The sequence below is a fragment of the Bacillus sp. CCNWLW194 genome (assembly GCF_037120585.1).
GTDB classification, from domain to species: domain Bacteria; phylum Bacillota; class Bacilli; order Bacillales; family Bacillaceae_G; genus Bacillus_A; species Bacillus_A basilensis.
Map to the genome: position 1 here is coordinate 1 of NZ_JBBBBL010000001.1, position 20,134 is coordinate 20,134.

Annotated in this window: 20 protein-coding genes, 1 pseudogene and 2 other annotated features; of the genes and pseudogenes, 11 read left to right on the forward strand and 10 right to left on the reverse strand. The window is 35.0% G+C overall.

Features of this window, described 5'->3' with window-relative positions; translation table 11 throughout:
• Positions 1–93: 93 nt before the first annotated feature.
• The 3 genes from V7S50_RS00005 to V7S50_RS00015 form a co-directional block, all read right to left on the reverse strand.
• Positions 94–408, reverse strand: a complete 315-nt coding sequence (locus V7S50_RS00005; protein ID WP_242252294.1) for a 4a-hydroxytetrahydrobiopterin dehydratase — start codon at positions 406–408, stop codon at positions 94–96.
• Positions 389–2,143 (reverse strand): aromatic amino acid hydroxylase, encoded by a 1,755-nt coding sequence (locus V7S50_RS00010; protein WP_242252293.1) that lies wholly within the window; start codon positions 2,141–2,143, stop codon positions 389–391. The genes V7S50_RS00005 and V7S50_RS00010 overlap by 20 nt, the downstream gene beginning before the upstream one ends.
• Before the next feature lie 162 nt (positions 2,144–2,305).
• Positions 2,306–2,533 (reverse strand) — a binding site (T-box leader).
• Between the two features lie 50 nt (positions 2,534–2,583).
• Positions 2,584–2,812 (reverse strand) — a binding site (T-box leader).
• 69 nt (positions 2,813–2,881) lie between these two features.
• The gene (locus tag V7S50_RS00015; RefSeq protein WP_242252292.1) at positions 2,882–5,635 is read right to left on the reverse strand and encodes a S8 family serine peptidase; all 2,754 of its coding nucleotides are present in this window, start codon (positions 5,633–5,635) and stop codon (positions 2,882–2,884) included.
• A 200-nt stretch (positions 5,636–5,835) separates the two neighbouring features.
• Here V7S50_RS00015 and V7S50_RS00020 point away from each other — a divergent pair, with 200 nt between their 5' ends.
• Positions 5,836–7,071: a TolB family protein gene (locus tag V7S50_RS00020; protein ID WP_242252291.1), complete on the forward strand. Its 1,236-nt coding sequence runs from the start codon at positions 5,836–5,838 to the stop codon at positions 7,069–7,071.
• Positions 7,072–7,113: 42 nt separating this feature from the next.
• On the opposite strand, the gene V7S50_RS00025 is transcribed toward V7S50_RS00020, so the two are convergent.
• Together V7S50_RS00025 and V7S50_RS00030 are read right to left on the reverse strand one after the other, a co-directional pair.
• Positions 7,114–7,236, reverse strand: coding sequence for a DUF4023 domain-containing protein (locus V7S50_RS00025; protein WP_000071861.1), 123 nt, complete (start codon positions 7,234–7,236; stop codon positions 7,114–7,116).
• 71 nt (positions 7,237–7,307) lie between these two features.
• A complete protein-coding gene (locus V7S50_RS00030) occupies positions 7,308–7,646 on the reverse strand; it encodes a hypothetical protein (protein WP_063222894.1) in 339 nt (112 codons plus the stop codon).
• 171 nt (positions 7,647–7,817) lie between these two features.
• Here V7S50_RS00030 and V7S50_RS00035 point away from each other — a divergent pair, with 171 nt between their 5' ends.
• The 3 genes from V7S50_RS00035 (at position 7,818) to V7S50_RS00045 (ending at position 9,740) form a co-directional block, all read left to right on the forward strand.
• A complete protein-coding gene (locus tag V7S50_RS00035) occupies positions 7,818–8,420 on the forward strand; it encodes a histidine phosphatase family protein (protein ID WP_242252290.1) in 603 nt (200 codons plus the stop codon).
• Positions 8,421–8,438: 18 nt separating this feature from the next.
• On the forward strand, positions 8,439–8,975 hold the full coding sequence (locus V7S50_RS00040) for a delta-aminolevulinic acid dehydratase (RefSeq protein ID WP_242252289.1): 537 nt from the start codon (positions 8,439–8,441) through the stop codon (positions 8,973–8,975).
• A gap of 264 nt (positions 8,976–9,239) precedes the next feature.
• Positions 9,240–9,740 carry a DoxX family protein gene (locus V7S50_RS00045; RefSeq protein WP_242252288.1) on the forward strand — a complete coding sequence of 167 codons (501 nt, stop codon included), beginning with the start codon at positions 9,240–9,242 and terminating at the stop codon, positions 9,738–9,740.
• Positions 9,741–9,781: 41 nt separating this feature from the next.
• On the opposite strand, the gene V7S50_RS00050 is transcribed toward V7S50_RS00045, so the two are convergent.
• Together V7S50_RS00050 and V7S50_RS00055 are read right to left on the reverse strand one after the other, a co-directional pair.
• Positions 9,782–10,666, reverse strand: coding sequence for an alpha/beta fold hydrolase (locus V7S50_RS00050; RefSeq protein WP_063222898.1), 885 nt, complete (start codon positions 10,664–10,666; stop codon positions 9,782–9,784).
• 15 nt (positions 10,667–10,681) lie between these two features.
• Positions 10,682–11,515 (reverse strand): GNAT family N-acetyltransferase, encoded by an 834-nt coding sequence (locus tag V7S50_RS00055; RefSeq protein WP_242252286.1) that lies wholly within the window; start codon positions 11,513–11,515, stop codon positions 10,682–10,684.
• 261 nt (positions 11,516–11,776) lie between these two features.
• Between V7S50_RS00055 and V7S50_RS00060 the strand changes: the two genes are divergently transcribed.
• Complete coding sequence (locus V7S50_RS00060; RefSeq protein ID WP_063222900.1) at positions 11,777–13,162, forward strand: alkaline phosphatase; 1,386 nt, start codon at positions 11,777–11,779, stop codon at positions 13,160–13,162.
• A 54-nt stretch (positions 13,163–13,216) separates the two neighbouring features.
• Complete coding sequence (locus V7S50_RS00065) at positions 13,217–13,684, forward strand: hypothetical protein (RefSeq protein ID WP_242252285.1); 468 nt, start codon at positions 13,217–13,219, stop codon at positions 13,682–13,684.
• Positions 13,685–13,761: 77 nt separating this feature from the next.
• Here the strand turns inward: V7S50_RS00065 and V7S50_RS00070 are convergent, their stop codons facing one another.
• A complete protein-coding gene (locus tag V7S50_RS00070; RefSeq protein ID WP_000456215.1) occupies positions 13,762–14,412 on the reverse strand; it encodes a GTP pyrophosphokinase in 651 nt (216 codons plus the stop codon).
• 349 nt (positions 14,413–14,761) lie between these two features.
• Between V7S50_RS00070 and V7S50_RS00075 the strand changes: the two genes are divergently transcribed.
• The 3 genes and pseudogenes from V7S50_RS00075 (at position 14,762) to V7S50_RS00085 (ending at position 17,283) form a co-directional block, all read left to right on the forward strand.
• The gene (locus V7S50_RS00075) at positions 14,762–15,388 is read left to right on the forward strand and encodes a nitroreductase family protein (protein ID WP_242252283.1); all 627 of its coding nucleotides are present in this window, start codon (positions 14,762–14,764) and stop codon (positions 15,386–15,388) included.
• Positions 15,389–15,532: 144 nt separating this feature from the next.
• On the forward strand, positions 15,533–15,682 hold the full coding sequence (gene rpmG, locus V7S50_RS00080) for a 50S ribosomal protein L33 (protein WP_001265617.1): 150 nt from the start codon (positions 15,533–15,535) through the stop codon (positions 15,680–15,682).
• 100 nt (positions 15,683–15,782) lie between these two features.
• Positions 15,783–17,283, forward strand: a pseudogene (locus V7S50_RS00085) (YcdB/YcdC domain-containing protein).
• 19 nt (positions 17,284–17,302) lie between these two features.
• On the opposite strand, the gene V7S50_RS00090 reads toward V7S50_RS00085, so the two are convergent.
• Positions 17,303–17,533 carry a hypothetical protein gene (locus V7S50_RS00090; RefSeq protein ID WP_242252281.1) on the reverse strand — a complete coding sequence of 77 codons (231 nt, stop codon included), beginning with the start codon at positions 17,531–17,533 and terminating at the stop codon, positions 17,303–17,305.
• A 266-nt stretch (positions 17,534–17,799) separates the two neighbouring features.
• Between V7S50_RS00090 and sigK the strand changes: the two genes are divergently transcribed.
• Together sigK and V7S50_RS00100 are read left to right on the forward strand one after the other, a co-directional pair.
• Entirely contained in the window at positions 17,800–18,513 is a 714-nt protein-coding gene (gene sigK, locus V7S50_RS00095; RefSeq protein ID WP_000051382.1) for an RNA polymerase sporulation sigma factor SigK, read from the forward strand.
• 290 nt (positions 18,514–18,803) lie between these two features.
• A complete protein-coding gene (locus V7S50_RS00100; protein WP_063222905.1) occupies positions 18,804–19,592 on the forward strand; it encodes a phosphatidylserine decarboxylase in 789 nt (262 codons plus the stop codon).
• 148 nt (positions 19,593–19,740) lie between these two features.
• Here the strand turns inward: V7S50_RS00100 and V7S50_RS00105 are convergent, their stop codons facing one another.
• Entirely contained in the window at positions 19,741–19,896 is a 156-nt protein-coding gene (locus V7S50_RS00105) for a sporulation histidine kinase inhibitor Sda (protein WP_000850094.1), read from the reverse strand.
• Positions 19,897–20,134: the final 238 nt, after the last annotated feature.

A 20,134-nucleotide genomic window follows, 5' to 3' on the forward strand; every position in this document is an offset into this window, starting at 1 on the left:
TGAGTCCATATAAATATAGAACTCAGGTTGCTTAGTTGCGCTTTTTAAATACTGTCTACTTGACAGGGGTCACTCCAAAAAGGCTTCTCTTTTTTATTTTCTTATAATTGCTTTTTCGTTTTGTAAAAATAGTTCATCAAATTGCTTCGCAAGCTCAAAATCTAGTTTCGTTAAACCTTTTGCATTCCAAGATGACAAAGTAATAATAACTGCTTTATACTGGATAAGGATAAATGGATGGTGATTATGTTCTTCTGATAGTTTGGCGGCTTCAGAGACAAATTCGACTCCTTTTAAGTAGTCGGAAAACATATATTTTCGTTCAATCCATTTTTCATCTTTTACCATCCATTTATCTACATTCAATAATTCCTCTTGAATTTCTTCTTCAGTTAATCGTAGCATCATTTTTCACATCCTTTACCTGCAGTAGCGCAAGACCATTGTTAATAAGACGTGTTACAGCTTCGTCGGTTGTGAAAGTAGACAGTTGTTGTAATAGTGCTGCTGATGTTTCGTGCCCTTTGTTATGCTCTAAAAGTAATTCTAATATTTCAAGACGAAGTAGCCATTCTTTACCATAAATTTTATTTAATACTTCTTGAATTGCTACTAATTGCTCGACATGCGCGTCGTGTAAAATACCTTCATTTCGAATAGCTCGAACTGTTTGATACATACGATCGAGCTCAGTTAATGTAAGAGGTACTGGAGTTTCTTCTATTCCTTCATCAACTGGGAAAAACGATGCCGCATCTGCAGCTCCTGGGAATACAGAAGTGACTTTTGAACCAACAGCCATATCAAAAGCACCCCATGAAGCATCAAATAATAAACTGTCTTTATAAGTAACTGTACAATCGATAAAGGATATAAGAGCAATCTTTTTATCGTTTTTTTCAATAGCTGTTACCGTTCCTTTTACATGGATACCACTTGCAAAAGTAAATGCTGCTGTATTTCCAATTGTAATTCCTAATGATTGTAATTGCTCATCTGTACAATTTTCTAATGCAATATTTTCAGTGAGTAATCCAATTGGTGTTCCAAAGCCGTCACTGTGTACAGCCGTAGAATGATTCGCTAGTTGTTTATTGTGAATTGCTAATGCTGTTGGCGAATTTGTTCGCATATAAATCAATTCACCTGCATCGTTTTCAATTGTCTCTGTGAATGTACCTGTAATTTGTAATCCGCTATTTAGCTCAGCAGTGGCATGGTTTTCAGAGCGAATTGCTTTTTCTAAGCCTTTTTTACCACCTGTTTTAAAGGCCATTGTTTCAGCAAATTTCTCAAGTGCTTCTGTTAATTCTTCAAATGATTCACAAACAAATAGTTGTGGTTGCATTTTTGTTACGTCATAAGTTGTACTTGTACATGCTTCGATAGAGAATGGAACCTTTTCTACAGCGTCTGTTAAGCAATGTTTACTTTCGCCAACAGAAGAAAGGAGGCCAGCACCATATATTTTTGGATCGCCTATATCTCCAATTAATCCATATTCCACTGTCCACCAGAAAAGGCGTGAAATTTGTTCAGCTTCTGATAAGCCAGAAACTAATTTTTGTTTTTCAAGTACCGCATTTTCAGCAGCTGCAACTTCTTCATGTGTAGAAGTCGGGCTTTCTTTTACGATTGTTAATGTACGAACTGCTTCAAACGCATCATGTTCTTCTTTTGTAGAGAAAGCTTTTGCTCCAATTTGTCCAAAGCGTTTTACATACTTTGCATATGTAGGATCAAGTAAAATTGGTGCGTGGCCTGCAGCTTCATGAACGATATCAGGAGCCGGTGTATACTCGATATTTTCTACTTTACGAATATCTGTTGCAATTGGTAATAATCCGTGGCCTTGAAAATCAAAGAATGCTACTCCAGGAATAAGCCCGTCAATCGTTACAGCACCCCAGCCGCTTGGTGCCAAACACTCATTCATTTCTTCTACTTTAGGAATTGCATCTATATTAATACCAGATGATTGTAGTCCGTTCACATAGGCTGGATGAGCAACATCTTTTAAAAAGCTATGATTTTGTCTCATAATGTAACGCCACACAGCGTGATTCACCGGCGTGTATTGATCATAATGTTGTGTGGATACGAATGGTTTTAAATGCGATGGAATTTCTGTTTTCTTTGTCATTTAGACATCCTCCTTTTTTTCTGTAAAATTAAATATCGGTTTCGTATAGCTTGTACCACCCCCTTTCAAATTTGTAAGCGCTTATAAAATTTTATCATAAGATTCGGAATTATTTAACATTTGTTTCTGTGAGAAATAGAAAAAGCCCCTATCGGAAAATCCGATAGGGGCGAAAGAATCGCGGTACCACCCTATTTGTAAGTGAAAATATACTTACATCTCAATTAATGATAACGGAAAAACTCCGTCTTTTCCTTCATGCGTAAAAGCACTACGAAAAAGAAGCTCCAGAATTGTAATTCGTACTTATATATGTGCCAATTTTCACCGACCATTAGCTCTCTGTAACAGGGATATAAGATACTACTGCGATTCTTTCAACGCGTATATATGAAATTATGTAAAAGGACAGACGCAAAAAAGTCCCTATCGGAAAATCCGATAGGGACGATAAAAATCGCGGTACCACCCTATTTGTAAACAAGTAATTGTTTACCACTCACTTTACGATAACGGAAAGATCCGTCTTTCTCTTCATGCATAAAAAGCATTACGGGAAAGAAGCTCCAGAATTGTAATTCACGCTTGTATATGTACTGATTCGCACCAACCATCAGTTCTCTGAGACAGGGATATAAGTCGCTACTAGTATTCCTTCAAAGCCAATATATAATTCATTCAACTAAACTATGTTTTGTATTATAAAACTATATTTGAAAAATTGTCAACAATAATTTTTTATTTCACATCTAAATCAGCATTTAAATTAGATGTATTTCCAGCTGCATCGGTTGCAACAAGATGAACTGTATTTTTACCTTCTTGTAATTGAGTACGATCGAAATAAATGTCATAGCTTTTCTCCCAAGGGTTCAGGAATGCCTGTTCCCATATACCATTTCCGTTTATTTCATACTGTAGTCTCACTGGAATTCCAGGTGCTACCCAACCAGATTCTGTCATCCAATCTAGTAGAATATCGTCAACTTTTCCTCTAATTACAAGATTTTCTTGATCAACTTCATGTGTCAATTTTGGTGCAGTTCGGTCAATAAATACAGCCCCTGTTTGTTTCGTTTCGCCCCCTGAGTTAGAGGCAACAGCTTCAATTTGATATAAACCATTCGCTAGTGGTGATCCATCTATTTTTGTACCATTCCATTTGAAAGGTTTATAACCTGCTGTTTCATTTTTTCCTTGATAAATCATGCCTTGGTACGTTACACGTTCTTTTGTAACTAAGTTAGCGTGTAACGTTACATCTTCCACTGGAGCAACTAAATAGTAGTTGATGAGATTATCATCTAATATGTTGTCCCCGTTTGGACTAAAAGTAGAATTCAAAATTTCGAGACCATCAATACGTTTGTAATCTTTAGGGTCGATACTAAATGTAAATGGAATTCTAATTTCTTCTTTCGCTCCCTGCTCTTTTACATATACATTCCCAGTATACACACCTTGTGGTAGTGAGCTATCGACAGTGATAGTAAATGGCTTTTCCGTATTACTATTTGGTTGTACGCTAATCGATGAAGGAACAGAAGTTTTTATTTTTGTTTTTGTGTTTGCATCCAGTAATTCTACACGAGTTGAAAAGGTTTTCTTTTTATTAGAAAGATTTTGTAACGTAATATTTTGCGTCAGTTTTACTTTTCCGCTATTTGGCTTTATAAGACCGAAGCTGACATTGTTAGGCTTTACTAATACATTTGTTTGAACAGCTTTTGGAATGTTAATTAAGCCAGATCCTTGCGTCATAACAGGATACGTATTTTCATTTACATCTTTTAAAGTTTTTGCTGTATTGACAAGAGATGCTTTTAATTGTTCCGTGGTCCAATCAGGATGCATTTGACGCAAGAGGGAAACCGCTCCAGCTACTTGCGGAGCAGCCATACTTGTTCCGTTATGAGATTCATAGCCGCTTCGTGGCACTGTACTAGTAATTTGTACGCCAGGAGCAACGATATCTGGTTTTATAAGCCAACTTCCTTGTGACGGACCTCTGGAACTGAAGTTGCTAATTAATTCAGTCGGAACGGGTTGTCCAATTTTTATATTTTTCTTGCGCTTTGTAATTAAGTTTTTCAACTCTTCACCATCTACATTTGATAATTGCATAACTGGAAGGGCTAGGTTTTCACGTGCAAAGTATTCAGGCATAATATTGATTTCTTTTTCTGTAGAAATTAATAGTACACTAATTGCACCAGCTTGCTTCGCTTGTTCAGCTTTTACTAACGTACTAGAAGTACCTTGTAAAACAAGTGCAAATTTTCCTTTCACATCTTGTTTTGCATAATCGCTTGGACTACCATAGCCAACATATACAAGCGGAGAATCATTTCCTATTGGGAAATCTGATTTTGATAACGGTAGCCCTTGATATGTTTTGCTGGAACCAGCTACTTGGAATGTTGGAAACGGGATAGAAACAGTAGATGCTCCAACTGATATAACGCTGCTTGCATTTTCTGGTGCATCAACAGACCAAGGTTTTGGTCCGTCATTTCCATTCGAAACGACTGCAGTAACCCCAAGTTTTGCTGCACGTTCTAACGTTAATGTTACAGGTTGATCAGGTACATTTAAATCTTGTCCAAGGGATAGATTTAACACATCAGCACCATCTTGAATTGCTCGTTCAATACCTTGAATAATATCATCTGTTGTACCAGTTCCACCGTCATTCATAACACGATAGGCTAGAGTAGAAGCATTTGGAGCAACGCCTTTAATTTTTCCATTCCCAGCAATAATTCCAGCGACATGAGTACCATGTACGTTACCATCCATTGGATCGTTATCTTCATCGACAGTGTCATATCCACCGATATAATTTGCCTTTAAGTCAGGGTGTGTATAGTCTACGCCAGAGTCGATAATGGCTACTTTCATACCTTTTCCATCAAGCGGTTTGCCAGATGGGTCTTTTAAATTCCATGCTTCAGGCGCACCAATTGTCGGTCCGCCAATATTTGGTACTTCTTCGTTAGCAGTACTTTTTGATGTTTCATGCAATTTATATGTTAAGTTCGGATAGACCGCCTTTACTTCAGGTAAAGAAGCAAGAGCAGTAATTTGATCTCCAGGAACTGAAATAGAGAAACCAGAAAATAACGTATTATAAACTTCTTTAATTTTTGCACCAGGTGCTTTTTCTTTTATTTTCTTAGTCGTATCTTCTTGTGCCTTTTTAAGCTCGGCATGATAAGACTGCGCATTATTATTTTGTAAATCTGGAGCATGCTGAATGTTACTTTGCGCAGCAAGAGGCGCATGTTGCAATTCTACAATGACAGATATTTCTTTTGTTGTTTTTGTTTCAACATGTTGAGCAATTTTATTTTCTCCCCACTGTTCAATCGTTGTTTTTAGTTGTGGACTAAATTGCTTCTCCTTTTGCAGTGACTCAGCATGGGCGCTTAAAGCTCCAAAACTTGAAAAGACGAGCGCCATACTTAATAGTGTAGATGTAGTTTTTTTCATTGAAACTCCCCCTAATAAAAAGTTCGAATATTCCGAAAAGTTATCTTGCATTTTCGTTATAAAACATATAAACGAATGTTGGCTAAACTATACTTTCGACATAATTCATACCAATCCTCTATGAATTATGTCGAATAGGGGATTTTTCACATATTGTAGGTGGGGTGTGAGGAATGCTATGGGGGAAATGGAGGAGTGTTATGAAAAAGGTTTTAGCAAGTGTCATAACAGTATTATTCATATTTTTAAGTTCAATTACTATTACTAAAGCAGAAAATAGCGGGGGGAAAATTGCTTTTATTCGTCATCATAACCTTTGGATTAAAGTTGATGGGAAAGAAAAACAACTTACAAAAGGAGAGAACATAACAGGGCCGAAGTGGTCATATGATGGGGAGTGGCTAGCATATGTAAAAGGAAAGAAACAAAGTATTCTTGAGTTATATCGGCTGAAAGACGGAAAGAAAGTTACGCCGTTTCACTCAGAAGCATCGAATTATCAATGGTCACCAACAGAAAATATAATTGCATTTATATTTACAGGTACATTAAATACATTTGATGTAGAAAAAAAGAATGCAGATTTTGAAAATGTATCGGCTGGTGTAGGTGATTATGCATGGTACCCCGATGGAAAGAACTTTCTTGTATCTTCTGAAGCACACTTACTTCCAACAGGATGGACAGGGGCTCAGCTATATGAAGTGCAAAAAGATGCACATATGAATCCTCACAAAATGAAGCATTTGTATGCATTGCCAAATGAACATGATGATTTCCTAGCACTAGTTGCAAGTGGCTTTAAATGGTCACCAGATCAAAAGTGGATTTCATTTTTAGCAGTACCGACAGCTTCATGGTCAGCTGATAGTAATACGCTTTGCTTAGTTCGTGCAGATGGCAGTCGGTTTGAAAAAGTAGATCAAATGTTATTAAATGCACAATGGTTTCAATGGGCACCATCAAAAAATATATTAGCTTATATTGAAGGGAGCGGAAGAGTTGCATTAGAAAATAAAAATTTAAAAGTAAAGGAATTGCCAGCACTTCAGCAGAACATATTTACGCCGAAAGGATATGTTGATTGGGATTTTGCATGGAAGAACGATAGAGTAATTATCGTTTCACGAGCAAAAGAGGCAGGGATAGAAACTCCACCAGAAAAAAGGCCACTACCATCTTTATATGAGGTCGATAGTACAAGCAATGCACAGCATCAAATCACAAAGGAAACTAACAAGAAAGGGGATTATCACCCGATTTTCATGAAGAAGAGTAATCAATTAATTTGGATACGTTCAGACCGTAAGAAAGCGGATGTATGGCTTGCTCATAAAGATGGGAAACAGGAAAAGTGGATTGAAAATATAGATGTACCAGCGTGGTATTATGAGAAATGGAATTGGGAAAATGTCATCTCGGTGAAAGAAGAATAAAAAACCTGCCTAAAAGATAATTTTAGGCAGGTTTTTTTATTGTTATTTATGTGTTTTATTTGGCTTTTTTTTCGCTGGGTTTCCGTTCCCCTGACGTTTTCTATTTTGTTCATCTTTTGCTTGTTTTTCATGCAGTGTATCTAAAAAGTCATTCGAGTTACTCATTTTTCTATCGCTCCTTTCATTTCGTCCTAATTACTATAACCATTTAGGAGGATAATCATGAGATAAAAAAGTTAAGCACTGAGTTTTCTTCGATAGTATACGTAAAATATACCGTACGTAATAAATAGCATAAATAAAATTTGTAACTCTACATTTTCTTTTAAAATAGTTGCGACAGAAGTTGGTAAGTAAGGTGATGTATCGCTCGTTCCTACACCTAACCATTTGTTTAAGAGGTTAATGGTACAAAACATAAAAACACCGGACCAGCTTGCAATAATTGCCTTCTGCTTAATTTTTGTTTCACGTTCATCATCTGTAATCCAAGGATTAGCAGTTTTATCACTGCTAAAAAATCCGTTTATATATCCCCATATAATCATTCCGATTAAGATGGTTATCCATTTCATATTTAGAATTTCCCTCCCTGTTGTAAAAAGTGTTTTACATATACAATTGTAATGTTTTCCAATTTTGTTATGTAAAATACTTTTTACATATCGGTTTTTCACATAGCAGGAATAAAGGATGGAATAGGGAAGAAATATGTAAGAGGATTACTTAGCGAGAGGAGGATGAGTATGAAACTCATCTTTGTGCGGCACGGTGAAGGAGAACATACAAAAGATTTGCCGTCAAGTTTACAAGTGCTTCATCCACCATTAACGGATGAGGGAAGGAATCAGGCTAAATCACTTCAATGCAATGTGCCATTGCAAGAGACGGATATATTAATTGTTAGTCCTACACTTAGAACTTTGCAAACGGCGACAATATGGAGTGCGAAAGTAGCTTGTCAAAAACTCGTCCACCCATATATATCCCCACGTATTTTTCCTTATCGAGAAGGAGCGAAAACATTACCATGTGATCACATAGTAGATCAGGGAATAATAACAAATTTATTTCCACATTTCTCGATTGCGAAAAGTACAAATAAGCAGTTATGGACGGAAGGTATAAATACTATTTCAGAGAATCGTTTTCAGCAAATAGTAGATGAATTTCTTCTTTGGTGTTATGAGCTAGGTGCTGAAAGAATTTGCATTGTATCTCACGACGGGACAATTACAGCATATAGGCAATATTTACAGAATGTCGTTTTAACTAGATCTGATTTTTTGCAAGAAACGGGTATATATGAAATGAATGTATCCCTTAAAAGTTTAATTGATGAAATCTAATTATAGGATGGAGGGTGTATGTTGAAGGTTGCACTAGTAGTTGGCTTTAATTCTGATTTAGAGGCGCAATCAATCCGAGCATCACTTGAATATTTTGGGGCGAAAATTATAACATACTGGATTGGTAGACCGAAAGAGTTCATCGATATTCTTTCTGGAAAGGGTTTATATAATGATATTAATTATGTTGTTTTTTGCTTTCATGGTGATGAAGGAGAGTTTGTCATGGAAGAGTTAGGTGAAGATATATATGAACAAGATGAACCGAGGGGATACTTTGGTGCAGTAGAAATTTATAAATATGCAAAATTGCATAATACACATATTGTAAATAGTGGGTGTACGTTAGGGGAGCGAAAACTAGCAGAATCTTTTTTACGTAGTGGAGAAAAATCGTATATTGGATCGATAGATTATATAGATGGGAATGCAGCACTTATGTTTACAATACGCTTATTTTACGGGGTTATTAACCATAAAAAAACGTTAGAAGAAGCATTTCAAGAAGCGAGGTTAATTGATGAGGAGACACGTACATTTCGATTCTATAAGTAGTATGAAACACGTTTATTCTATATTCGAATAAATGCGTTTCACATTTAACTCACATTTTTTTTACATTTTCTTCAATGAAAACCATTATCACTTATGGTATGATATGTTCAAGTTTTTACAGATAATAAAAGTTACTATATAAACGTTAGTTTTTAATGTTTCATACACATGTCACAAATTATTCATAATTAACGTTTGTAAAATAAGTAACTAATGTTATTATATTACCTGTAACTAACTTAATTACAACTTTAGGAGGAAGATATGGTTATTCAATTTTTAAGAGAAAACAAAGCAGTTTCTTTTGTGCTAGCAGTAATCCGAGTGTATCTTGGTTACACATGGTTAATGGCTGGAATTGGTAAACTACAAGGAAAAGGATTCGATGCAACGGGTTATTTACAAGGTGCAATTGAAAAATCTAAAGGAGCACAACCGGCTGTTCAATCTTGGTGGGCATCATTTTTACAAGATTTCGCAATTCCAAACGTTGATCTATTTAATACACTTGTAACGTGGGGAGAAATTTTAGTCGGAATTGGTTTAATTGTGGGCTGTTTAACAAAAACAGCGGTCTTTTTCGGTCTTTTAATGAACTTTTCCTATATGTTTAGTGGGTCAATTGGTGTGAACCCTGAAATGGTTATCTTATCTATGTTCGTTCTTGTTTCTGGTATGAATGCTGGAAAACTTGGACTTGACGGCTTTGTTATCCCAAAAGTTTTAGGATCAAAAACTCAAAAACGCCAAAAGCAAGCTGCTTAATATATGAAAGCGGGTATCTCAAAATGAGATACCCGCTTATGTTATTTTTCAAATTGTATCGGATTGTTTTTAAAGAAATCTTTTACATACCCTACAAATTCCTGTGGTTCTTGGCGAAACGGTGCATGATAACCTTTTTCAATAACATGGAAAGTACTATTTTTTAAGAATTGATGATATGTTTCTCCTTCCTTCCAAGAAACGCTACTATCATTTCTTCCCCATATAATTAAGGTTGGTTGTTTCATTTCATTTGCATTGATTTGAAGACGTCTAGGCCATAATTTCATTTTATTGTAATGCTCTTCATCATTACGTTTAAATTTCACTTTGCTCTCATCATAATCTGCAATAGCAGAAACGGTATTTAAATCAGTCGACAACTGAGGTTTCGGTGAACCTTGTTTATTAACGAATGTATGAGGACCGCCTGTAGCATCAGTTAAAATAAGGTGGGTAACGGCTTCAGGATATAAATATGTTAAATTAAGAGAAATTTCTCCGCCCATTGAATGCCCCAGTATTGCAAACGAATCGTAACCTAGTTTTTTCATTAATTTATAATACAAATTTGCATGAGTGGGGAAAGAATAATAAAAATCCATCGGCTTAGATGAGCGTCCAAATCCTAAAGCATCTACAGAAATAATTGTATGATCTTTTGCTAAGTCTGAGTAAATCTTTTGAAAACCATCTGAGGATCCTCCAAATCCATGGATCATAAGTAAAGGTGGTTTTTCATTACCAATCTTTTTGAAGTAAATGGTTTGACCATCTATTTCTACCATTTTTTCCTCGGTAGCTAGTTTTGCTGTAAGTGTATTTTTAACTTGTTTTACTTGTTCTACTGGCTTTTCTGCTGCACTACATCCTACTAATAGTGTAAGAGTAAGACAACCTACCATAAAATAGCTAAATCGCTTCAATTAGGTGTCCCCTTTCTAACATAACGCTGTATCTATCATAGCAAATAGCATATTACGATTTCCAGGAAGTTGGCTACCATTTTTTATCATAAGAGGTGAAAGGAGCGTTTCCTGGAAATTTTCTGTTTGAAGAAATTTGCGAAATGAAAACTGTGAATGTGGGACATCAATCCTTACTGTGCCATTCCAACATTCACATATGTTTTGTAGTAATTGAATAGCATCTTCTTCTCGTTTGGCGATAAGTGGATTGATACATAATATATTACCTTTTTGTATACATAAGGAAAAAGCTTCTATACAGTTATGTCTCTCAATTTTAAAAGAGTGGCTGGTTCTTGGTAATAGTAATGAGTAAAGTAAAGAACGATCGGCACCAGTTGTAATTTGATCGAGAGAAATAAGCGATATAAAGTCTTTTTCTTTTACTTGTTGTGTATGAGTGATATGTGTCTTAGTAGTTTGTTTTTCAAAACGATGAATCTTCGTTACTGTTTGAAATCCGCATGATGTATAAAGAGGCTCGCCGGCTTTTGTTGCAATAAGTGCAATTAATTGTTTTGGGGGAGTGTGTTCTAAGCAGTAATTAAACAAAATACGTCCGATGCCTTGGCCTTGAAAATTAGGATGGACAATTAACATGCCAATAGTAGAAAAACTATTTTTAAAAGGAAATACTCCTCCAGCTGCAATCAGTTTATTTTCATGCATATAACCGATAAGTGTGCCGAGCGAAAGATACATTTCGAATTGTTTTTTCATAAATACTTTATCTTGTAACCATCCAATAGCTTTGCAAAGGTCGAGTAAATCAAAAATAAAAGTTTCATCTAGTTTTATTATTTTCATAAATATTCACCACATTTCTATTAATTTTCATAAAAGTAGATTGAAAATGTTAAATAAGAGATTTACGTTAAATGAAATCCAACTTGTTTATATTTTGATTGTAAAGGGGAAGATGGTTGGTATGAACAGACAAAGTTATACAAATTATAACTGATATTTACATAAGTTAACAAAAAATTTACATATAACTAATTTTCTCTTAATAGTCTTCCGTTAAATTTGATAGTGGGAAATGAATAACCTAATTAGGGGGACAATACAGTGAAAAAGTTTGTGAAAAAAGCATGGCCATTTGCAGTTGTGGCGTCGTTAGCAGTTACTTCGGTGGCAACATGGAATTTTACACGTTCTAGTGAAGTAAATGCAGATGAGAGCGGAAGCAATGCAAAGATTAAAAATGTTATTGTATTAATTGGGGATGGTATGGGCCCTTCATATATGACGGCTCACCGTTATATGAAAGATAATTCAAAAACTTTTGAGATGGAATCTACAGAATTTGATAAGCATCTTGTAGGAACACAAAAAACATATCCAGAAGATGAACATGAAAATATTACAGACTCTGCATCGGCAGCAACAGCTATGTCAGCAGGGATTAAAACATATAATGCAGCAATCGCGGTTGATAATGATAAAGCAGAAGTGAAAACTGTTCTTGAACAAGCGAAAGAAAAAGGGAAATCAACAGGATTAGTTGCAACTTCTGAAATTACACATGCAACCCCAGCGGCTTTCGGTGCGCATGACATTAGCCGTAAAAATATGGACGCAATTGCAAATGATTATTTTGATGAAAAAGTTAAAGGGAAGCATAAGGTAGATGTTATGCTTGGCGGTGGTGTAAATAACTTTGTTAGAAAAGATCGCAATCTTACAGAAGAATTTAAGAAATCTGGTTATAGCTATGTAACAGATCGTAATCAATTGTTAAATGATAAAAATGATCAAATTCTTGGTTTATTTGCGCCGGGCGGTTTAGATAAAATGATTGACCGTACCGATAAAACACCTTCATTAGAAGAAATGACAAATGCAGCAATTGAGCGTTTGAACAAAAATAAAAATGGTTTCTTCTTAATGGTTGAAGGAAGTCAAATCGACTGGGCTGGACACGATAATGATATCGTTGGTGCAATGAGTGAAATGGAAGACTTTGAAAAAGCATTTAAAGCAGCGATTGAGTTTGCGAAAAAAGATAAAAATACGTTAGTCGTTGCAACGGCAGACCACGCTACTGGCGGATTATCTTTAGGTGCGAATGGTGAGTATAACTTTAAAGTAGATCCAATTAAAGCTGCAAAACGCACACCAGACTTCATGGCAAATGAGATTGCAAAAGGTGCAAATGTAGAAGAAACATTGAAAAAATATATTGATTTACAATTAACACCAGAAGAAATTAAAGCGGTAAACGATATTGCTCCTTCAAAAGATGTTACAAAGATTGATAATGCGATTGAAGATATTTTCAATAAGCGTTCGGTTACAGGATGGACAACAGGTGGACATACAGGGGAAGATGTAAACGTATATGCATTTGGCCCCGGTAAATACTTGTTCTCTGGCGTTCAAGAAAATACAAATATCGCTAAACGTGTCTTTGATATTGTTGGCGGTGGGGATCCGAATAAAGGAAGACGCTAATTATAAATGGAAGTGAGGCGAAATGCCTCACTTTTCTTTTTAGGAGATGGGAAGATGAGGGTTTTTTTCAGAGGGATAGGATCCCTTCTAATAGGTGTATTATTGCTAGTTGGATGTCAATCTAAAGAGAATCAGATAGAACAAAAATCCACTACTACAAAAGCTGAGAAAAAGGTACAAATAACGAAAGAAGAAGAGAAATCGATTCAAGATGTTATGGAGGAGTTTGTACGGACGACAAATGAAAAAAATCTTGCTGAACATATGGAGTTATTTTCAAAGAAGATGCCTAGTGCTGAAGACTTAAAAACGCAAAAAGAAGCAGCTTTTCAAAAGGGAAATAAGAAAATTGAATTGGAACATATAGACATGAAAGTTAGTAAAGCAGGGTATGTTGTTGTTGAAACAAAGGAAAAGGAACTAGACGGGGAGGTCACTCTTCAGAAGAAAGTACAGTATGCACTTGGAAAAGAAGAGGATGGCTGGAAAATTGAAGAAGTTCGCACGATAGGGAAGAAATAAAGTGAAACTTTAATCAAGGAGCCTTCCTGCCTGTAAATAGCGAAATAAAAAAGGTTCTCATTGGCGAGAACCTTTTTTTATAGTGGTAACATAATTTGATTTGAGCATGCTTCGATATCATCAATATCTTGGCGAATGGTCGCCATTTTATTATCAAGATCTTCAGCCTTCATTGCTGCATCATGTAGTTCATCTTTTAAATACTCAGGTATTTTCCCTTCATATTTATAATAAAGTTTATGTTCTAAACTTGCCCAGAAGTCCATTGCAAGCGTACGTAACTGGATTTCTGCAAAGACTTCTTTTGTACCAGAATTTAGTGATAAAGGATATTTAATAATCATGTGTAAACTTTTATAGCCGTTTCCCTTTGGATTAGCAATATAATCTTTTACCTCTATGATTTCCATATCTTCACGCTTTTGAATGACTTCTTTTAAATGATAAATATCTTCTACGAAGCAACATGTAATACGAATGCCGATGATGTCTTGTAAATGCGTTTGGGCATTTTCAACTGTCGGTAATAAATTTTTACGTTCAAGCTTTTTAATAATACTTTCAGGTTGTTTTAATCTTGTTTTTATATGTTCAAACGGGTTGTAATCCTCTAAAAATTGGGCTTCCCGGTTCATAATTTCAAATTTAGTTTTTAACTCTTCTAAAGCAAATGTATATGGTAGTACAAAAGCTTTCCAGTAGTTAACTGTTGATTGATTATATTCCATTTATATACACACCTTTTCCTATTTACAAGTGAGGTTGTTATTATACTAAATACCAAATCATATAAGCGCAAGCAGCAAATGATGAGATCATAAAACGATATTTAGTTTTCATAATTTCAGCTCCTTTCGAGTAAGATTCTATATGAATAAACGTGATTGTTAATAAGTTCACTATGTACAATTCCTATAGTAATAGATTCATGTGAATTTCGTATGAACTAATTGTTTCAGCTTTTTGTCTTTTTTTTGTAAATCATCATTATTATCCATAATTTAAAGTGTTTTCATTTGCTTTATCAATTTGTATAAATTAATGTATATTTGAATTTATAGTTATTAAGGAGGGTATATGGTGAACTTTGAAGAATTGGCAATTGCTAGACGTTCCACAATGAAATTTGTACAAGGAATAGAAATCCCTGATGAGGATTTTAAAAAAATATTTGAGCTAACAAAGCTTTCTCCATCTTGTTACAATTTGCAACATACGCATTATGTTGTAATTCGTGATCAAGAGCGCAAAGAAAGATTAAAAGAGTTAGCTTTTAGGCAATATAAAGTATCGAGTGCATCTGCAGTAATACTTGTTTGTGGTGATAAGAGAGCATACCAAAATGTTGAAAATATTTATTTCGGTATGAAGGTTTTAAAGATGATTGATGAATGTGAGTATGAAGATACAATTAGGCAAACGAAAGGGTTATATGAAGGAAAAGGAGAACGCTTCATGGCAGAGGAAGCGATTAGAAATGCTTCGTTAAGTGCGATGACGTTTATGTACGCAGCTAAATATTATGGCTATGATACGTGTCCAATGATCGGTTTTGATGAAAGAGCAGTACAAAGTGAATTAAATATGCCGGAGCATATAGTGCCTGTTTTAATGATTACGATAGGAAAAAGTGATACTACTAAAACTCGCCCACGAGGATATCGAAAGCCGATTAGTGAGTTTGTTACATATGAGACATTTTAATAAAAAGTATAAAGTACTAAAAATAAAAGGGTTCTATTTAGAACCTTTTTGTTTTGCAATTGACAAATAGAATAAAGTTATATAACATATAAATCGTAATCATTACGTTTTATTTGCGATCTTTGAAAGAAAGGAGAATTACATATGCGTGTAAATATTACCTTAGCTTGTACGGAGTGCGGAGATCGTAATTACATTTCTAAAAAGAATAAAAGAAATAATCCAGAGCGCATCGAACTAAAAAAATATTGTCCACGATTAAAGCGAGTAACGTTACATCGTGAAACGAAGTAGAAGGCTAGAGATATCTCTAGTCTTTTTTTGTTTATATTTTTTGTTTATATTTTTTGTATTTATTTGTTACAATTACCTTAAATTGTAATAAGGGAGCGGTATGATGAATCATAAAGATGAAGAAAGAAAAGAGCAGGTGGCTCATATTATTAACATTCCAAATGATTATAGGCTTGTTGTAGATGATCAAGAAGGTGTGGATGACCCATATCATCTATTATGGTGGGGGCATAAAGCAGATGAGGAGAGAAAAGTACAAATTACGTTGAATAGACATACGGGTAGTTTAATTGAATTTAGGATAGAGGATGAAAAAGCTTTTTCGAGCGGTGAGGAAGCGATAGAGGACAATAAAGCAAGAGTGATTGCAAATACATTCTTAAAAAAATATACAAAAGAAGGATATGAATTTTATACATATGTAACTGTTAAGCGTGACAGGCGCGGTTGGAAAGAAGTAAATTATATGCAAGAAGTGAATGGCTATCCATTGCCGAATACGGGGTGTGTTGTGCTAGTGCATCCTTTAGGTGATGTGATGCATTTTCATTATAATGGACAAAAAGCTATAGAGAAGAAACCGTTATGGCCAAGTGAAATTGTTGAGGAGAACGTCATTTTAGAAAATTTGAAAGCTAGACAAGATATGAGACTTGTATTTGTAGATTTAACACACTCTTCATGTGAGTATGAAAACGGGGAAGAAGTAAAAGGGTACCATCTTGTATATGAACCAGAGCCTAGTCATGCATTTGTTAATGCAAGTACAGGTAAAGATTTATTTGGACCCGATCATTATAGAATAGCTTCTACAGTTCCGGTTGTTAAAGGGATAACAAACAGTCAAAGGAAAGATGTGCTTGATTTAATAGATTGGGACAAAGAGAAATTTATAAAAGTAGATGAAAAAGAGGATGAGTATGAAATTCAGATGAAGTTTGTACTGAAGGAAGAATTACAAAAAGACAGAAAAGAGAAAAATTCATATTCGATGGAGGAGTTCTATAAAAAGTATTCCCAAATGTTGAAGCATGATAACTTCGTTGTAATTACTTTAGATAAAAAAACAAATCAATTACTTTCCTGTTTAATGTGGAAGGGTGAACAAGAAAGGAAAACAATCTTATCACGAGAGCAATGTTTAGACAAAGCACTTCAATTTTTGGAGCAAATTTTCCCGAATACAACAAAGTATGTTCAACTTTGGGATAATTATGAAGAGGAAGAGGGGATAGAGAGGTTTTCCTTTTCGATATATGTAAATGACATTCATGTAGAGGGAAACTATATTATGATCAACATTAATACAGAGAATGGTGCTGTGATGCATTACTCAGGAGAATCTAGTAATGTTATAAAAGAATTGCTCACATACGAAACAACACCAAAAGTAACAAAGGAAAAAGCGTTAGAAATATACAGAGAGGCCATGCGAGTTAATTTAGAATGGTTTTTAGAAAATGAGGTAGAGGAAACGAACTACGAACTACGAACTACTGTATAAACAAACAACGGATGAAAATCATAAAGAATCCTTCGATTGTAGTCGAGAAATTCGTTATATTAATGCGCATACTGGAGAAAAAATTTGGAGTAAATAAGCTTTTTTAGAAAGAACGATTATTTTTCGTATGTATCAATTTTGTATAACCACTTCTGTACACTAGCAGGTGGTCCTTCTGTTCTCCACTTTATTTTACACATTCCACAAGAACAGTGAACTTTTCCTTTTGCAAAAATACCGGCAATTTCAGGAGTATATCCCCATGCGTGTTGTGCAATATTCATTTTTCGACGCATTGTACGTTGACGTTGATGTCTTGTATAAGCACGTGTTCTTTCAAATTTCATATTTGTAATCCCTCCTTGTAGTACAAGTAGCTTGCAAGAGCGTACAAGGAGTTCATCTCTTACAAGCTACTCGGGTACAAGAGGGAAATGAAATATTTCATATTCCACTCTCCATTCTTTTGTTTAAGTGTTTAAGTATACGCAGTGAGGCTTTATGAGACAATTATTATGCTTAAAAACATATTGGAATGATATCGTACAGACACAAACAACCTCACGCCCACATACACTTAGTAAAGACCACTATTTTGGCGGAGGTGAAAGGTTTGAGTCTATTCGCCGCAATTGGATATATGGTTCGAGAAGTGTTTGTTTTTGTTTCTTATGTGAAGAATAATGCGTTTCCGCAGCCGTTATCATCAGACGATGAGAGAAAGTACTTAGAGTTAATGGAGCAAGGTGATGCTCAAGCGAGGAATCTGTTAATTGAACATAATTTACGGCTTGTAGCTCATATCGTTAAAAAATTTGAAAACACAGGGGAAGATGCAGAAGATTTAATTTCAATTGGTACAATTGGGCTCATTAAAGCGATCGAGAGCTATTCGGCAGGAAAAGGAACAAAACTTGCGACGTATGCAGCGCGCTGTATTGAAAATGAAATTTTGATGCATTTACGTGTACTAAAGAAAACGAAAAAGGACGTTTCACTTCATGATCCGATCGGGCAAGATAAAGAGGGGAATGAAATATCGCTTATTGATATATTAAAATCAGAGTCTGAAGATGTAATTGATATGATCCAGCTTAGTATGGAGTTAGAAAAGATTAAAGAGTATATCGATATTTTAGATGAGCGAGAGAAAGAAGTAATTGTGAAGCGTTTTGGACTGGGGCTTGATAAAGAGAAAACGCAGCGGGAGATTGCAAAGGCACTCGGTATTTCCAGAAGCTACGTATCAAGAATTGAAAAGCGCGCTTTAATGAAAATGTTCCATGAATTTGTAAGAGCAGAGAAAGAGAAAAAAGCGAAAGAATAATGTACATTGCAAGCAGCCTTATTTTAAAAAGGGCTGCTTTTCTTTTTGTAAATAAGGAAAGAAAAAGAGTTGCGTTCAGAAGAAATCCATGTTCACTGTTGAAAATGACGGATTCTATCTGTAATATTAGAAGGTGCTAAACAATTTAAGAATAATACCATACTTAGTTTTCCGCATGTATAATGAACCAGTTTTATATGATATGTGGGAATAAGAACCAATTTCACATATGATATAGAAGGAAAAGAAGGGAAAGCTAAAGTTATAGGCTAATTAGGAGGTTTCGCAATTTGCGACGTACATTATATCGACTTATGATCGAACTTACAAATGGTCGTTTTACTTCTTATATATTACGTAAATTTGCACAATCTCGTTTGAGCTCTATCATTATTTCATCGTATGCGAAAGTTTTTCAAATTAATCAAGATGAGATGGAAAAGGGTTTGAAGGAATATAGAACATTGCATGAATTATTTACGCGTAAGCTAAAAGAAGGAAAGCGTAGTATTGATACAGATGCATCGAGTATCGTTAGTCCTGTTGATGGTGTTTTTGCTGATCACGGTCCTATTGAGGACACAAAAACATTTGATATTAAAGGCAAGCGTTATTCGATTGTGGATATGCTAGGTAATGAAGAACGTGCAAAGCGATATGCAGGTGGTACATACATGGTTATTTATTTAAGTCCAAGTCATTATCATCGTATTCATAGTCCACTTTCGGGTTCTGTGACTGAAAGATTTGTACTCGGTAGAAAATCATATCCGGTAAATGCAGCTGGTATGGAATACGGGAAAGAACCATTGTCAAAAAATTATCGTTCTGTTACAGAAGTGAATAGTGACGGCGAACATATGGCGCTTGTAAAAGTAGGAGCTATGTTTGTTAATAGTATTGAGCTGCTACATGAAAGAAGTACTGTTCAAAAAGGTGAAGAAATGGCATACTTTACATTTGGTTCAACAGTTGTGTTATTGTTTGAAAAAGATATGATAGAAGTAGTGCAGAATTTGAAGAGTGGACAAGAGCTTCGTCTCGGTGAAAAAATTGCTACTCGATTGGCTCATAAGTAAAGAAAAGATTTAATAACTGTAAGCAAGAGTTATGGACAAAGATGCTTAATGATGAAGTTCCCGAGATGGGAGTACTTGTTTATTCGAGAGCCATCGCAGGATGGCTCTTTTTACAAGTTAGCTAATTAAAAATTCACTTTATATGTAATTAAGACGATTTGACCAGCTTGTCCTCTAATGAGCGTCTAATAATTTCTTGTTTTATAAGTAAAATGAAGTCGGGATTTAATTTTAGTTCTTTTGCTTTATAATAAGACTCAGTGAGTAACTCGGTAGATAACTGTTCCATATGCTTTGTTTTCAAGGTGAGTCACCTCCTAATAATATAAGGATTGATTCGTTGTTGCATTTAATGTACCAAAAAAATATGACAGTCACAAACGAGTGGTTATCCACATACCTAGGTGGATAAAATGTGTATAGATTGTTAGTAAATTCCAAATTGACTGAAAAATTAATGTGGAAAATGTGTACAATTTTATCCACAGGTTAAATATCGAAATATGTTGTCGAAAAATTTTTATGAAAACTCCTCAAAGAGG

Bases quoted from the DNA above. Each gene is read 5' to 3' on its own strand.
- V7S50_RS00075 (WP_242252283.1), top strand. From the start codon at position 14,762: ATGGTGAACTTTGAAGAATTGGCAATTGCTAGACGTTCCACAATGAAA.
- V7S50_RS00010 (WP_242252293.1), bottom strand. From the start codon at position 2,143: ATGACAAAGAAAACAGAAATTCCATCGCATTTAAAACCATTCGTATCC.
- V7S50_RS00040 (WP_242252289.1), top strand. From the start codon at position 8,439: ATGTTGAAGGTTGCACTAGTAGTTGGCTTTAATTCTGATTTAGAGGCG.
- rpmG (WP_001265617.1), top strand. From the start codon at position 15,533: ATGCGTGTAAATATTACCTTAGCTTGTACGGAGTGCGGAGATCGTAAT.
- V7S50_RS00045 (WP_242252288.1), top strand. From the start codon at position 9,240: ATGGTTATTCAATTTTTAAGAGAAAACAAAGCAGTTTCTTTTGTGCTA.
- V7S50_RS00035 (WP_242252290.1), top strand. From the start codon at position 7,818: ATGAAACTCATCTTTGTGCGGCACGGTGAAGGAGAACATACAAAAGAT.
- V7S50_RS00090 (WP_242252281.1), bottom strand. From the start codon at position 17,533: ATGAAATTTGAAAGAACACGTGCTTATACAAGACATCAACGTCAACGT.
- V7S50_RS00020 (WP_242252291.1), top strand. From the start codon at position 5,836: ATGAAAAAGGTTTTAGCAAGTGTCATAACAGTATTATTCATATTTTTA.
- V7S50_RS00005 (WP_242252294.1), bottom strand. From the start codon at position 408: ATGATGCTACGATTAACTGAAGAAGAAATTCAAGAGGAATTATTGAAT.
- V7S50_RS00055 (WP_242252286.1), bottom strand. From the start codon at position 11,515: ATGAAAATAATAAAACTAGATGAAACTTTTATTTTTGATTTACTCGAC.
- V7S50_RS00025 (WP_000071861.1), bottom strand. From the start codon at position 7,236: ATGAGTAACTCGAATGACTTTTTAGATACACTGCATGAAAAACAAGCA.
- V7S50_RS00015 (WP_242252292.1), bottom strand. From the start codon at position 5,635: ATGAAAAAAACTACATCTACACTATTAAGTATGGCGCTCGTCTTTTCA.
- V7S50_RS00030 (WP_063222894.1), bottom strand. From the start codon at position 7,646: ATGAAATGGATAACCATCTTAATCGGAATGATTATATGGGGATATATA.
- V7S50_RS00065 (WP_242252285.1), top strand. From the start codon at position 13,217: ATGAGGGTTTTTTTCAGAGGGATAGGATCCCTTCTAATAGGTGTATTA.
- V7S50_RS00070 (WP_000456215.1), bottom strand. From the start codon at position 14,412: ATGGAATATAATCAATCAACAGTTAACTACTGGAAAGCTTTTGTACTA.